Origin of the sequence: Hallella multisaccharivorax DSM 17128, from assembly GCF_000218235.1 — a bacterium.
In the GTDB taxonomy this organism is placed as follows: Bacteria; Bacteroidota; Bacteroidia; order Bacteroidales; family Bacteroidaceae; genus Prevotella; species Prevotella multisaccharivorax.
Genome location: NZ_GL945017.1, coordinates 1,550,331 through 1,564,228, shown reverse-complemented (window position 1 = coordinate 1,564,228; position 13,898 = coordinate 1,550,331). Strand labels below are relative to the sequence as shown.

9 protein-coding genes are annotated in these 13,898 nt (G+C 50.7%); 7 read left to right on the top strand and 2 right to left on the bottom strand.

Going from position 1 to position 13,898, the window contains the following annotated elements:
• The first annotated feature begins 48 nt into the window (after positions 1-48).
• The 3 genes from PREMU_RS06790 (at position 49) to PREMU_RS06780 (ending at position 4,967) form a co-directional block, all read left to right on the top strand.
• Positions 49-2,349 carry an aconitate hydratase gene (locus PREMU_RS06790; protein ID WP_007574126.1) on the top strand — a complete coding sequence of 767 codons (2,301 nt, stop codon included), beginning with the start codon at positions 49-51 and terminating at the stop codon, positions 2,347-2,349.
• 99 nt (positions 2,350-2,448) lie between these two features.
• A complete protein-coding gene (gene icd, locus PREMU_RS06785; protein ID WP_007574125.1) occupies positions 2,449-3,627 on the top strand; it encodes an NADP-dependent isocitrate dehydrogenase in 1,179 nt (392 codons plus the stop codon).
• Positions 3,624-4,967, top strand: coding sequence for a citrate/2-methylcitrate synthase (locus tag PREMU_RS06780; protein ID WP_007574124.1), 1,344 nt, complete (start codon positions 3,624-3,626; stop codon positions 4,965-4,967). Before icd ends, PREMU_RS06780 begins: the two co-directional genes overlap by 4 nt.
• A gap of 11 nt (positions 4,968-4,978) precedes the next feature.
• On the opposite strand, the gene uvrA is transcribed toward PREMU_RS06780, so the two are convergent.
• Together uvrA and PREMU_RS06770 are read right to left on the bottom strand one after the other, a co-directional pair.
• Positions 4,979-7,801 (bottom strand): excinuclease ABC subunit UvrA, encoded by a 2,823-nt coding sequence (gene uvrA, locus PREMU_RS06775; protein WP_007574123.1) that lies wholly within the window; start codon positions 7,799-7,801, stop codon positions 4,979-4,981.
• Between the two features lie 4 nt (positions 7,802-7,805).
• The gene (locus PREMU_RS06770; protein ID WP_007574122.1) at positions 7,806-8,531 is read right to left on the bottom strand and encodes a T9SS type B sorting domain-containing protein; all 726 of its coding nucleotides are present in this window, start codon (positions 8,529-8,531) and stop codon (positions 7,806-7,808) included.
• A 116-nt stretch (positions 8,532-8,647) separates the two neighbouring features.
• Here PREMU_RS06770 and PREMU_RS06765 point away from each other — a divergent pair, with 116 nt between their 5' ends.
• The 4 genes from PREMU_RS06765 (at position 8,648) to PREMU_RS06750 (ending at position 13,894) form a co-directional block, all read left to right on the top strand.
• Positions 8,648-10,009 (top strand): PBP1 and LysM peptidoglycan-binding domain-containing protein, encoded by a 1,362-nt coding sequence (locus PREMU_RS06765; RefSeq protein WP_040558096.1) that lies wholly within the window; start codon positions 8,648-8,650, stop codon positions 10,007-10,009.
• 2 nt (positions 10,010-10,011) lie between these two features.
• Complete coding sequence (locus tag PREMU_RS06760) at positions 10,012-10,746, top strand: porin family protein (RefSeq protein ID WP_007574118.1); 735 nt, start codon at positions 10,012-10,014, stop codon at positions 10,744-10,746.
• Between the two features lie 98 nt (positions 10,747-10,844).
• Positions 10,845-12,401: a peptide MFS transporter gene (locus PREMU_RS06755; RefSeq protein ID WP_007574117.1), complete on the top strand. Its 1,557-nt coding sequence runs from the start codon at positions 10,845-10,847 to the stop codon at positions 12,399-12,401.
• Positions 12,402-12,607: 206 nt separating this feature from the next.
• Positions 12,608-13,894 carry an alpha/beta hydrolase family protein gene (locus PREMU_RS06750; RefSeq protein ID WP_007574116.1) on the top strand — a complete coding sequence of 429 codons (1,287 nt, stop codon included), beginning with the start codon at positions 12,608-12,610 and terminating at the stop codon, positions 13,892-13,894.
• Positions 13,895-13,898 lie beyond the last annotated feature (4 nt).

The window sequence follows — 13,898 nt, the reverse complement described above, 5'->3', positions numbered from 1 at the left end:
TTTTTTAGTAAATTTGCAATCGAAATAATAATTGTAAGAACGACATCTATGACGCTTGATTTGAACCTACTGAAGCGGTTTTATGCTTCATATGCTTCCCGCATAAAAACGGTGAGAACACACTTGGGCCATCCTTTAACCTATGCTGAAAAGGTGCTTTTCTCACATCTTTATAATGGCTTCACAGATGTGCCATTGACGCGTGGTGAGTCGTATGTGGATTTCCGTCCAGACCGAGTGGCAATGCAGGATGCTACGGCACAGATGGCGCTGTTGCAATTCATGAATGCAGGCAAGAGCCGTGTAGCAGTTCCCACTACGGTGCATTGTGATCATCTCATCCGTGCGGATATGGGCGTGGAGAAGGACCTTCCGGCTGCAAAAACGGCAAATAAAGAGGTCTATGACTTCTTGCAGTCTGCGTCAGCCAAGTACGGTATTGGCTTCTGGGCGCCAGGTGCCGGCATCATTCACCAGGTAGTGTTGGAGAATTACGCCTTTCCTGGCGGCATGATGATAGGCACCGACTCTCATACTCCCAATGCCGGCGGGCTTGGCATGGTGGCGGTAGGCGTAGGTGGTGCCGATGCCGTGGACGTGATCACGGACCAAGCTTGGGAGCTGAAGCTGCCGCGGCTCATTGGCGTGCGCTTGACAGGCCGTCTCTCTGAATGGGCTTCGCCGAAGGACGTGATCCTTGACATTCTGGGGCGGTTGACCGTTAAGGGCGGTACCAATGCCATTCTTGAATACTTTGGCGAGGGTGTGAATAGTCTTTCGGCAACAGGGCGCGCCACTGTCTGCAATATGGGCGCCGAGTTAGGAGCCACTTGTTCCCTCTTTCCCTTTGACGAACAGACAGCGGTTTATCTGCGCCAAACCGGCCGCGACGATGTGGCAGAGATGGCAATGGCCAATGTCGCCGATCTGTCAGCTGACAATGAAGTCGTTGTCTCGCCTGAGAAATACTATGATCAACTCATCGACGTGGATCTGTCTTCATTGGAGCCTCACTTGAACGGTCCGTTCACACCCGATGCCGCCACAAGCATCTCGGACATGGGGCGCAAGGCCCGTCAAGAGGGTTATCCACTGAAAGTAGAGGCAGCTCTCATAGGCTCCTGCACCAACTCTTCCTATCAGGATTTGGCGCGTGCGGCGTCTGTGGCCCGCCAGGCTGCTGAGAAGCACATCCCTGTCAAGACTGAACTCATCATCAACCCCGGCTCGGAGATGATCCGATATACAGCCGAACGCGACGGACTCCTGAAGGATCTGCGGCACATTGGAGGCGTTATCATGACCAATGCGTGCGGACCCTGCATCGGACAATGGAAGCGGCACACCGATGATAACACACGCAAGAACACCATTGTCACGTCGTTCAACCGCAACTTCCGCCGGCGTGCAGATGGCAATCCCAACACCTATGCCTTCATCGGCTCGCCTGAGATGGTGGTTGCTCTCGCTATTGCGGGGCGGCTCGACTTCAATCCTGCCACTGACAAGCTGGTTGACGAGGCCGGCAATGAGGTGATGCTCGCAGAGCCTTCAGGCAATGCTTTCCCGCCCGCAGGGTTTGCGGTGAGCGACCGTCAGCAGGGAAGCAACATCGATCAGTTGCAGCGGGAGGGGCTCTTTATCCCGCCACATGAGGATGATGGGGCCGAAGTGGTGATAGCTGCTCACTCTGAGCGTCTTCAGCGGCTTGCGCCGTTCCCTGCATGGGATGGCAAAGACCTGACCGACATGCCGTTGCTCATCAAGACCAGGGGTAAGTGCACCACCGACCATATCTCCATGGCGGGACCCTGGCTGCGCTTTCGCGGACACTTGCAGAATATCTCCGACAATTTGCTTATGGGTGCCGTCAATGCGTTTAATGGCGAGAGCAATCTTGTGAAAGACCAGATAGACGGACAATATAAAGAGGTGTCGACGGCGGCAAAAGACTACAAGGCGAAGGGTGTGCCCAGCATCATCGTGGCTGAAGACAATTATGGCGAGGGTAGCTCGCGCGAACATGCCGCCATGGAGCCGCGCTTTCTCAATGTGCGTGTGGTGCTGGCCAAGAGCTTCGCGCGCATTCATGAGACCAATCTCAAGAAACAAGGCATGCTCGCCCTGACATTTGCTGACAAGGATGACTATGACAAGGTAAAGGAAAACGACCGCATCTCAGTGACCGGCCTGAACGAATTTGCACCGGGAAGCATGCTCACCGTAACCTTAAACCATCAGGACGGCACAGTGGAAGCCTTTGAGGCTAAACATACTTACAATGAGCTGCAAATCAATTGGTTCAAGGCTGGTAGTGCGCTCAACTACGCATCCGGAAAGCGAGGCTAAGCGCGGGGATGACTCCTGTGGCTGCCTGCTGGGTTCTTGGTTGCTCTGCCACAATAGGAATCAATACAGAGCAAGGATGAAATACAAAATGCGATAAAGATGAAGATTACAAAGATAAATGGGCGATTGACAGTTCCCGGTAATCCCACCATTCCTTATATCGAAGGCGACGGCGTGGGTGCGGAGATTACTCCTGTAATGCAGGCTGTGGTGGATGCCGCAGTGACGAAGGCCTATGGAGACAAGCGTAAGATAGAATGGAAAGAGGTGCTTGCCGGTGGCAAGGCACATGAGCAGACAGGGCAATGGCTTCCTGACGCAACGATGGACGCCTTTCGTGAATACCTTGTGGGCATTAAAGGACCGCTGATGACGCCTGTCGGAGGAGGCATCCGCAGTCTGAACGTAGCGCTTCGACAGGGACTTGATCTGTATGTTTGTCAGCGTCCGGTGCGCTATTTCAAAGGCATTGAAAGTCCTGTGAAGCATCCAGAGTATGTGGATATGTGCATTTTCCGCGAGAATACCGAGGATATCTATGCCGGAATAGAGTGGGAGGCCGGCTCATCCGAGGCGAGGAAGTTCTATGGTTTCCTCCACAACGAGATGGGTGTGAGTAAAGTGCGCTTTCCCGATACATCGGGCTTCGGGGTGAAGCCGGTGAGCCGCGAGGGCAGTGAGCGTCTTATCAGGGCTGCAATCGACTATGCCCTGGCGCATGACCGTAAGACGGTGACCCTCGTTCACAAGGGAAACATCATGAAGTTCACCGAGGGCGGCTTCAAGAAGTGGGGGTATGAGCTTGCCGAGCGCGAATACAAGCATGAGCTCGAGGAAGGAAGGCTTGTCGTCAACGACTGCATCTGTGACGCTTTCTTGCAAAATGCGCTGCTCAAGCCACGCGACTACAGTGTCATCGCCACCATGAATCTCAACGGTGACTATGTCTCCGATCTGCTTGCGGCGCAAGTAGGCGGCATCGGCATTGCACCGGGCGGAAACATCAACTATCAGACAGGACATGCCATCTTTGAGGCAACCCACGGCATTGCTCCCGATATTGCAGGGAAAAACATCGTCAATCCGTCGAGTATTATCCTCTCTGCTGTGATGATGCTTGACTATATAGGCTGGCACGAGGCCGGACAGCTGGTGGAGACCGCTTTAGAGGCTCTCTTTCAGCAAGGCATTGCCACTGCCGATCTTGCACGTTTTATGCCCGATGGCAAGAGTTTGGGCACTAAAGAATTTGGTAAACACATCATCGAGCAATTATGAAAAAGGAATATTTAGTTTATAAACTCAGTGACGAAGTCAAGGAAGCGTGTAAGATTCCACGTGAGACGTTCGTCAAATACGGTGTGAAGCGCGGTCTGCGCAATGAGGATGGCTCCGGCGTACTGGTGGGATTGACCAATATAGGAAACGTTATCGGCTACGACAGAGCTGAAGACGGAACCTTGAAGCCATGTCCTGGCAGACTCTATTACCGCGGCTACGAGCTTGATGACCTGGTGTCACCGGTGCTGAAAGAAAAGCGTTTCGGTTTCGAGGAAATCGCTTACTTGCTGCTTTCGGGTAAGCTCCCCGATAAAGAAGAGCTGGTGGCGTTTCAGGGATTGCTCAACGACAACATGGCTCTCGACCATCGCACCATTGTCCATATCATTGATATTGAAGGCTCCAACATCATGAATATCCTCTCGCGCTGTGTACTGGAGATGTACACACTTGACCCTAATCCCGATGACATCAGCCGTGACAATCTGATGAGACAGTCGATAGAGCTTATCGCTAAGTTCCCGACCATAGTAGCTTACGCCTATAACATCTATCGTCACTCGGTGCAGGGAAGCAGCCTGCACATCAGTCATCCGAAAGAAAATATGGGCATTGCGGAGAACTTTCTGTATATGCTCAAGCACGATTACACGGATCTTGACGCGCGTACGCTTGACTTGCTGCTCATCATTCAAGCGGAGCATGGTGGAGGTAACAACTCCACGTTCACGGTTCGTGTGACCAGTTCAACGCGCACTGATACGTATTCGAGTATCGCGGCGGGCATCGGTTCGCTGAAAGGACCCTTGCACGGCGGTGCCAATATTAAGTGTATTAATATGTTCCACCATCTCAAGGAGGCAGTTTCCAACTGGACAAGCGTGGACGAAATAGACACCTACCTCAATCGTATGCTGCACAAGGAGACTTACGACAAGTCGGGATTGATCTATGGAATCGGTCATGCCGTCTATACAATGAGCGATCCACGTGCCGTGGAATTGAAGCGACTTGCCGGTGAACTCGCCAAGGAGAAGGGACGATTGAAAGAGTATGAGTTTCTCAAGTTGATAGAGGAGGAGGGCGTGAAATGCGTTACGGCTTTCCGAAAGTCGGATAAACCTATCTGTGCCAACCTTGATTTCTACAGCGGTTTCATCTATGAGATGCTCGGGTTGCCGCAGGAGATCTACACGCCAATCTTTGCCATGGCGCGAATAGTAGGCTGGACGGCCCACCGTATTGAAGAACTCAACTTTGAAGGCAGGCGCATTATCCGACCGGCTTATAAGAATGTACAGATCCAAAAGACATACGTGCCTCTTGACAAGAGATAGCGCAGTCAGGGCTATTTTTCCAATATTTCCTTGAGAAATCTGGGAGTATAGCCCTTTGTACTTTGCGCGACTTGTTCGGGCGTTCCTGTCGATATGATCTGACCGCCACCACGTCCTCCTTCTGGACCGACGTCGATAATCCAATCGGCAAGCTTAATGACATCTAAGTTGTGCTCAATAATGACGACGGTATTGCCTCTGTCGACGAGTTTCTCCAACACATACATGAGAATGCGAATATCCTCAAAATGGAGACCGGTAGTAGGCTCATCAAGGATGTAAAGTGTTTTGCCGGTATCGCGTTTGGAGAGCTCTGTGGCCAGCTTCACACGCTGGCTCTCTCCACCTGAAAGTGTTGTGGAGCTCTGTCCAAGCTTGATATATCCCAGACCCACATCTTGTAAGGTCTTTATTTTCTGCAAGATATTGGGCACATTCTCGAAGAACTCCACGGCTTGATTGATGGTCATGTCAAGTACATCGGCAATAGACTTGCCTTTATAGCGCACTTCAAGTGTCTCCCTGTTATATCTCTTGCCGTGACAAACCTCACAGGGCACCATGACATTGGGCAGGAAATTCATTTCGATAACCTTGTATCCGTTGCCTCCGCACGCTTCACACCGCCCGCCTTTGACATTGAAAGAGAACCGGCCGGGCTTGTAGCCGCGGATCTTTGCCTCAGGCAATCCGGTGAAAAGTGAACGGATATCACTGAACACTCCGGTGTAAGTGGCAGGATTGGAGCGCGGCGTCCGTCCGATAGGGCTCTGGTCTACGTTGACCACCTTGTCGATATTGTCTATCCCCTCAATCTTATCATATGGCATTGGCTGCTTCAGCGACCGGTAAAAATGCTGTGAGAGGATAGGCTGCAGCGTCTCATTGACGAGTGTAGACTTGCCGGATCCTGACACGCCTGATACCACTATTAACTTGCCAAGAGGGAACTCTACATCCACGTGCTTGAGGTTATTGCCAGTGGCTCCATATATCTTGATGCTCTTGCCATTGCCTTTTCGCCGTACAGCAGGTACTTCGATAGCCCTCTCTCCATTGAGATACTGGGCGGTTATCGTATGAGTCTTCAGCATTTCCTGAGGTGTACCTTCAAAAACGACTTCGCCACCTTTACGTCCTGCCTTTGGACCGATGTCCACAATCCAGTCGGCAGCCCGCATCATGTCTTCGTCATGCTCCACCACGATGATCGTATTGCCCAGGTCTCGGAGCTCCTTCAGGGACCGGATGAGCTTCTCGTTGTCGCGCTGATGAAGGCCGATACTGGGCTCGTCAAGAATGTAGAGCACATTGACAAGTTGTGAGCCGATTTGAGTTGCAAGTCTGATGCGCTGGCTTTCCCCACCGGAAAGCGAGGACGATTGCCGGTTGAGCGATAGATAGTCGAGGCCTACTTCAAGCAGGAAGTTTACTCTTGACGACAGCTCTTTCAGTATCTCATGCGCTATTTTGCGGTTTTGCGGCTCAAGCTTTTCCTCAACGCCAGAGAGCCATTCCGCAAGTTCGGACATGTCGAGGCTGGCTACTTCTGAGATATTCTTGTCGCCAACCCTGAATGCCAGCGATTCTTTTTTCAGCCTTTGCCCGTGGCATTCAGGACATTCGCTGGTGGCCAGAAATTGCGCCGCCCATTTTTGGCTTGCCGCAGAGTCATCGTTTTCCATCACGTCTGTGAGGTATTTGATGACTCCGTCGAAGGCTACAAAATAGTCGCTCGATGTGTGGACGATGCTCTTGTCAATGCGTACGCTTTCCATAGAGCCGTTCATGATCTCGTCAACCGCTTCTTGCGGAATATCTTTATAGGGTGTTTTCAGGTCGCAGCCATATTTCTGGAGAATGGCATCAATCTGCCAGAAAATCATTTGATTCTTGTATTTACCCAATGGCACAATGGCACCATCGCGGATGCTGACCTTCTCATCTGGGATTACCTTTTTAAGGTCTATTTCGTTCACCACACCCAGCCCATGACAACGCGGGCATGCGCCTTCTGGCGAGTTGAATGAGAAGATGTTGGGGGCTGAGTCGCCGTATGAGAGGCCTGTGGCTGGATCCATAAGCCGCTTTGAAAAGTTACGCGTCTCTCCTGTTTCATTGTCGAGGACCATGATAGCGCCATCCCCTTGCTTCATAGCGATGGCTACAGAGTGCCGCAACCGCTCATCGTCCTTAGCTTCCACCTTGAGTTTGTCAATGACAACCTCGATGTTGTGGTTCTTGTATCGGTCCACCTTCATGCCTCGAGTGATCTCCTTCACGTCGCCATCCACCCTTACATAGAGGTATCCCTTGCGCCTCATCGACTCAAAGAGCTCACGGTAATGGCCTTTTCGCTGCCTGATAAGGGGCGAAAGGATGTATACACGCTTGCCATCGTAATCACTTAGAATAAGACTGATGACCTTCTCTTCAGTGTATTTCACCATTTTTTCACCGGAGATGTAACTATATGCCGTGCCTGCCCGTGCAAAGAGCAGACGGAGATAGTCGTAGATCTCCGTCGTAGTGCCTACCGTAGAGCGTGGGTTCTTGTTGGTAGTCTTCTGTTCTATGCTGATGACAGGGCTTAGTCCACTGATCTTGTCTACGTCGGGGCGCTCCATGTTACCAAGGAAATTGCGGGCGTAGGCAGAGAAAGTGTCGATATATCTTCGTTGTCCTTCTGCGTAAATCGTGTCGAAGGCAAGTGATGATTTCCCCGATCCGGACAATCCCGTGATGACGGTCAGAGAGTTGCGTGGTATCTTAACGTCTATATCTTTAAGGTTGTGGACGCGTGCGCCCTCAACGGTTATCCATTCCTGATTCATGATTTTAATTGCTTGTCGTGTCTGTTTCCGTATATCCCCTCAAAAGGTTTACATCTCTCTTGATGTTGAATTTTCTTCCGTCAGCGCCGCGTGCCTTGACGAGTACGAAGTAAACACCTTGCTTAACATCTTTTCCATTGAACTTTCCATCCCATCCACCGGCGGGATCGTCCCATGAATAGAGCTTCTGTCCCCATCGATTGAAGATAGTTGCATGAAACTCTACGATGCTTTTATATCCATTCTTTGCTTTATATATATCGTTAATGCCGTCGCCGTTAGGCGAAAAGGCGTTGGGAAACTCCAGTTTGCTCTCATAGATAGAGACGGAGAGTGGCGTCGCTCCCGTATTCCAGTATTCGTCAGTATAGCTCACTGTATCATTGCCTTGAGTGAAAGTGGCCCATAACTCGATGAGATGGCTTCCGGATTCGGTAAATGTGAAATAAGTATTCTCATCATAGCGTATCATGTAAGGATTGTCACGCTTTCCCTGACGGTAGACGTGCCATTCGTAGTGAGCTGTCCAGCCGTCTGTTTCAGTGGCGCCGCTGGTGAAGCTGACCGTGAGTGGTGCCGACTCGCTTACACTTGTACTTCCTGCGTGTTCGGAGCCTTCGCTGTCGGTATAAGTCATCGACGGTGAGATGGCTGGTATTGCGGATTGCCCGAGTACTCGCATTGCCGACAAGACCATGACGGACATGATAAATGCTAATTGTGCCTTCATTATCTGATATCCCCTTGTGGAAAATGCAAAGTTACATAACTTTTTTAAAGGAACGCGCTTGTATATCCCGATTTTTGTGTAAGTTTGCACAATAAATATTTACTTACTATTCGGAAATGAAGAGATTCATGCGTTTCACGTTGCTCGTGTTAGCAGCCATTTTTTGTTCTCAAGGTTTCGCGCAGACACAAAAGTGGCGAGACAAATATAAGGTGAAGAAACAGGATACCCTCTATGGTATCGCTAAACAATATGGCATCACGGTGGACGCGCTCATTGAAGCCAACCCGGAAATGAAGGTTGCCGGCTATGAGTTAAAGAAGGGCAGCTATGTGCTCATTCCCTTTGCTGCAGGCCAACAGAGCCAGAACGGCGTTGTCTCTACGCATGCGATGGCCGTCTCTCCTTCTAAACCTTTTGCGGGGAAGACGGTTCATGTGGGGGTGATGCTTCCGCTTCACAACGACGACGGTGACGGCCGGCGAATGGTGGAATACTATCGTGGCTTGCTCATGGCTTGCGATTCCCTTCGCGTACGGGGTATGAATATTGATATTCATGCATGGAATGTCAACATCAATGCGGACATCACCAATTACATGCCCATGGCTGAGGCAGCGAAATGTGACATTATTTTTGGTCCGTTATATAGCAAGCAGGTACATGCGCTTGCTGAATTTTGCAGGGCGCGCGACATTAAGATGGTCATCCCTTTCTCTGTTACGGGAGATGATGTGTCGCTTTATAAGCAGATATTCCAAGTCTACCAGACTAATAACCGTCAGACGAACAGCGCCATAGAAAGTTTTTTGAAGCTTTTCCCCGCTGTACATCCTGTGTTTATTGATTGCAATGACAAGACCTCTACCAAGGGGAGCTTTACCTTTGGCCTGCGCGCGCGACTGGAGAGCCGTAACATGGAGTATAGTGTCACCAATCTGGGAAGTCCCGATGACCTTTTCGCCAAACAGTTCAGCACCTCCAAGGTAAATGTCGTCATCTTGAATACCGGCCGTTCCCCTGAGCTGACACAAGTGCTCCACAGACTTTCCGTGTTGAAAAACCGTATGCCAGGGCTGCGCATCAAGCTTTTCGGCTACACGGAATGGATGATGTATTTGGGTATTGATGAAGCTAAATTCCATGAGCTTGACACATATATTCCTTCCACATTCTTTTTTAATCCCTCCGACCCGCGTACACAATCGCTGATCCAAAGCTATCGCCGGTGGTTTGGTACCGACATGCAGGCGGCTCTTCCGCGCTTTGCGCTTACAGGCTATGACCATGCGCAGTACTTCCTTCGCGGTTTTGCCCAATACGGCAAAGCGTTTAAGGGCGTCAAGGGGCAGAGCGGATGGCGTGCCGTACAAGCCCCGTTACAGTTCCGGCAAGTGGGTACGGCAGGCATGCAGAATGAGTTTTTCCAGCTTGTTCATTTTCTGCCGAATGGCAATGTGGAAGCAATATCCTTCTGATTATGAAACGCTTATACGCAATTTTAGCAGTCGTACTCAGCTTTCCATTACTTTCCCATGCACAGATAGGAGAGCATCGTAATACGTTGTCTATAGGGGGCGGTGCCGGTTATAACCTTACATCGGTCCGCTTTACGCCTAAGGTGGTGCAGAGCATGAAGGGAGGCTTGAACTTCGGCTTCACAGCACGCTATACAGTAGAGAAGTATTTCTCAACCATTGCTTCGGTGCAGGCGGAGGTCAACTTCAGTCAGATGGGATGGAAAGAGGACATTCGCGACATCAGTGATCAGCCGGTCATCAATGCCGTCACCAAGCAGCCGGAAGAATATGAGCGCACGATTAACTACGTACAAGTGCCTTTCTTCGCGCATCTTGCGTGGGGAAAAGAAAATAAGGGCGTCAACTTTTTCGTCAATGCGGGACCACAGTTAGGTGTTTACCTAAGTGAGAGCACCAAGAGCAACTTCGACTGGACGAACCGAAATATGAGTGACCGTGCCAATACGGTGGTGGCTCAGGACACGATGAGTGTACAGCACAAGATCGACTACGGCATTGCTGCCGGTCTCGGTATGGAATTGGCAACGAGACGCTTGGGCCGCTTCACGTTCGAGGCACGCTATTACTATGGTCTTGGCAACCTCTACGGCGATTCCAAGCGCGACTATTTCGGATCCAGCAACTTCGGTACGATAACCATTAAGTTGGGATGGCTTGTCGATATCATGAGATAGGTGGCCTGATAAGGAAGACGGTCAACCATGAACTCTATGGCTATACACAAGAGCTATTACTAAACACGCAAAACTTTTAACGCTAAACTATTAGAATTATGTTTGAAAACCAACCCAAAGGTCTCTACGCCCTTGCCCTTGCAAATACCGGCGAGCGTTTCGGCTATTACACTATGTTAGCGATTTTTGCACTGTTCATGCAGGCAAAGTTTGGATGGACGGAGTCGCAAGCCGGACAGGTGTATGCCATTTTCCTGGCTGTTGTCTATTTCGCGCCGCTCTTCGGCGGCATGCTTGCCGACAAAATCGGTTACGGCAAATGTGTGGTCATAGGCTTTGTCACCATGTTTCTCGGCTATTTTGGTCTTGCCATCCCAACAGCTCCCAATGCTGTGGGGCAGGCAGCCATGTTTGCCGGTCTGGCCTGTGTGTCGTTGGGTACCGGCCTTTTCAAGGGCAACTTGCAGGTGCTGGTAGGCAATCTGTATGATGACCCGAAATACGAATCGAGCCGTGATAATGCTTTCAGCCTGTTCTACATGGCCATCAACATTGGTGCCATGTTTGCTCCGTCTATGGCTAAATGGATTACCAATCTTTATCTCTCCAAATACGGTTTCGTTTATGACGCCGGCAACTTTGATCCCGCTTATCTGCAGGCACTTTATGGAGCTTATGGACTTTGCTTCGGGGTGGCCTGTGTGTCATTGGTGCTCTCAGCCATCATCTATTTCTCTTGCCGCAGCTGGTTTGCCTATGCTGACGTGACGGCCAAGGAGGCCGAAAAGACCCACAGCATCGAAGTGGAGGAGCTGACTCCCAAGCAGACGAAGGACCGTATCGTGGCCCTGTTATTGGTGTTCGCCGTAGTCATTTTCTTCTGGATGGCTTTCCATCAGAACGGTTCTGCACTGACATTCTTCGCTAAGAAGTACACCAACCTCACTGTCAGTGGCGGTCTGCGCATATGGTTCAATATCTTCTCGTTGGCTCTCATCGCCCTCTCAGTGTACACTGGCTTCCAGACTTTCCAGGCAAAGCAGAAAAAAAGTCGCTTCATCTGTGGCGGAGTAACACTGTTGGCATGGGTCGCAGCCATAGTCCTTTTCCTGGGAATGGACGATCCTATAGCCGCCCAGCCGTCCGATTTCCAGCAGTTCAATCCATTCTTTGTTGTTTCCCTCACTCCGTTCAGCATGGCTTTCTTTGGCTTGCTTGCCCGTAAGGGACATGGTGTCTCCGCGCCTACACGTATCGCCTGGGGTATGCTCGTTGCCGGTCTTGGCTTTACGGTCATCACTTTGGCTTCCACAGGCCTGACCTCGCCGATGGATTTGGGAGCCGATCAGACCGAGAGCGTGCTGTCGCCCTCATGGCTCATCTCCACTTATTTCACACTGACCATTGCCGAACTCTTGCTCTCACCCATGGGCATCTCTTTTGTTTCGAAGGTGGCGCCTCCTAAATACAAGGGCCTGATGATGGGTGGATGGTTTGTTGCCACGGCCATCGGTAACTATCTGAGTTCCATTCCTTCCATGCTTTGGAATAAGATTCCGCTCATGTACAACTGGGGCATCCTCATCACATTGTGTGTGGTCAGTGCTATCGTCATGTTCTCATTGTTGAAGAAACTGAAAAGGATGACGGAATAACCGTATAAAGGTGTCATTGCCTTTACGGCGTAATGGCCTTCCCTTTACGCCGTAGAGGCAATGCGTTTACGCCGTAGAGGCAATGCGTCTACACTGTAGAGGCAATGCGTTTACGCCGTAGAGGCAATGCGTTGATTTTGAAGGCCCCTGTCTCTTTAATTACTTGATGTAATTCATACGACACAAAACTTTTATTTACAGTATTTATGAAAGATATTCTCTTATGTCTGGTGGCATTCTTTACGTTGACAGCCTATGCCCAGCGTGGAGCATGGAGTGGGGAAATCAGTGTGCAGGGCATGAAGATAGTAATGGTGTTACATCTTGATGACGGTCACGTCACGCTTGATGTCCCTACACAGGGAGCCAAAGACATTCCTGCAGAGCTGACCCGCAATGCCGATGGATCAATACTTGTCAGTATTCCTGTCATTGATGCTTCTTATGAGGGAAAGTTAGAAGGCAATGTCGTCAAAGGTACATTCAAGCAGCATGGGATAGTTTTTCCAATGAATTTGACCAGTGGGGTGAAGAAAGCCAACCGCCCCCAGACGCCCAAAGCGCCTTTCCCTTATACCACGGAGGAGGTGACTTTCAGCAATGGCAGTGCTACGCTCAGTGGCACCCTCACCTTGCCCCATGGCTGTAACCGGCTGACACCAGCGGTTGTGATGGTAACGGGCAGCGGTCTGCAGGATCGCAATGAGACCATATTCGAGCACCAACCCTTTTATGTCATTGCCGATGCCTTTGCCCGACAGGGCATTGCTACGTTGAGGTACGACGACCGTGGGTTCGCAAAGTCCACTGGCGACATTGTCAACTGTACCACTGCTGACCTAAAAAATGACGCTTTGGCAGGTGTAAGACTGTTGCGGCAGCGTTTCAATCACGTCGGTGTGCTCGGTCACAGCGAGGGCGGTACCATCGCCATGATGCTGGCCGCAGAGGGCAATGCCGACTTCATCATTTCACTGGCCGGAGCCGTAGTGTCAGGGAAGGAAATGCTCTTGCAGCAGAACCGCTATGCGCTCACTACTGCAGGTTTGCCACAAGAGACAGTGAACGGGTATTGCAAAGCATTGGCGATGGCTTTCGACATGCTGGAGCAGGGGAAGCCGGCGGCGGGAATCAAGCCGGAAGGAATCACAGACCAGGCTCTGAAGGCCAATTTTCAAGCTGCTGTCGCACAGTCTTCCACTCCCTATATGCGCTATTTCCTCAAATTAGCGGGTGCGGACTATCTGAGTAAGATTCATTGTCCGGTGATGGCACTCAATGGAACCCTTGACAGGCAAGTGGACTATAAGGCCAATCTCGAAGCACTGCGTAAGGGATTGAAAGTAAAAAACAGCCGGATAGAGGCCAAAGAAGGCCTCAATCATCTTTTCCAGCACTGCCAGACCGGTGATATGACCGAATATCAGCAGATTGAGGAGACTTTTTCCAGCGATGTCATCAATGAGATGATAGCGTGGGTGAAAGCTCTTTAAGGGA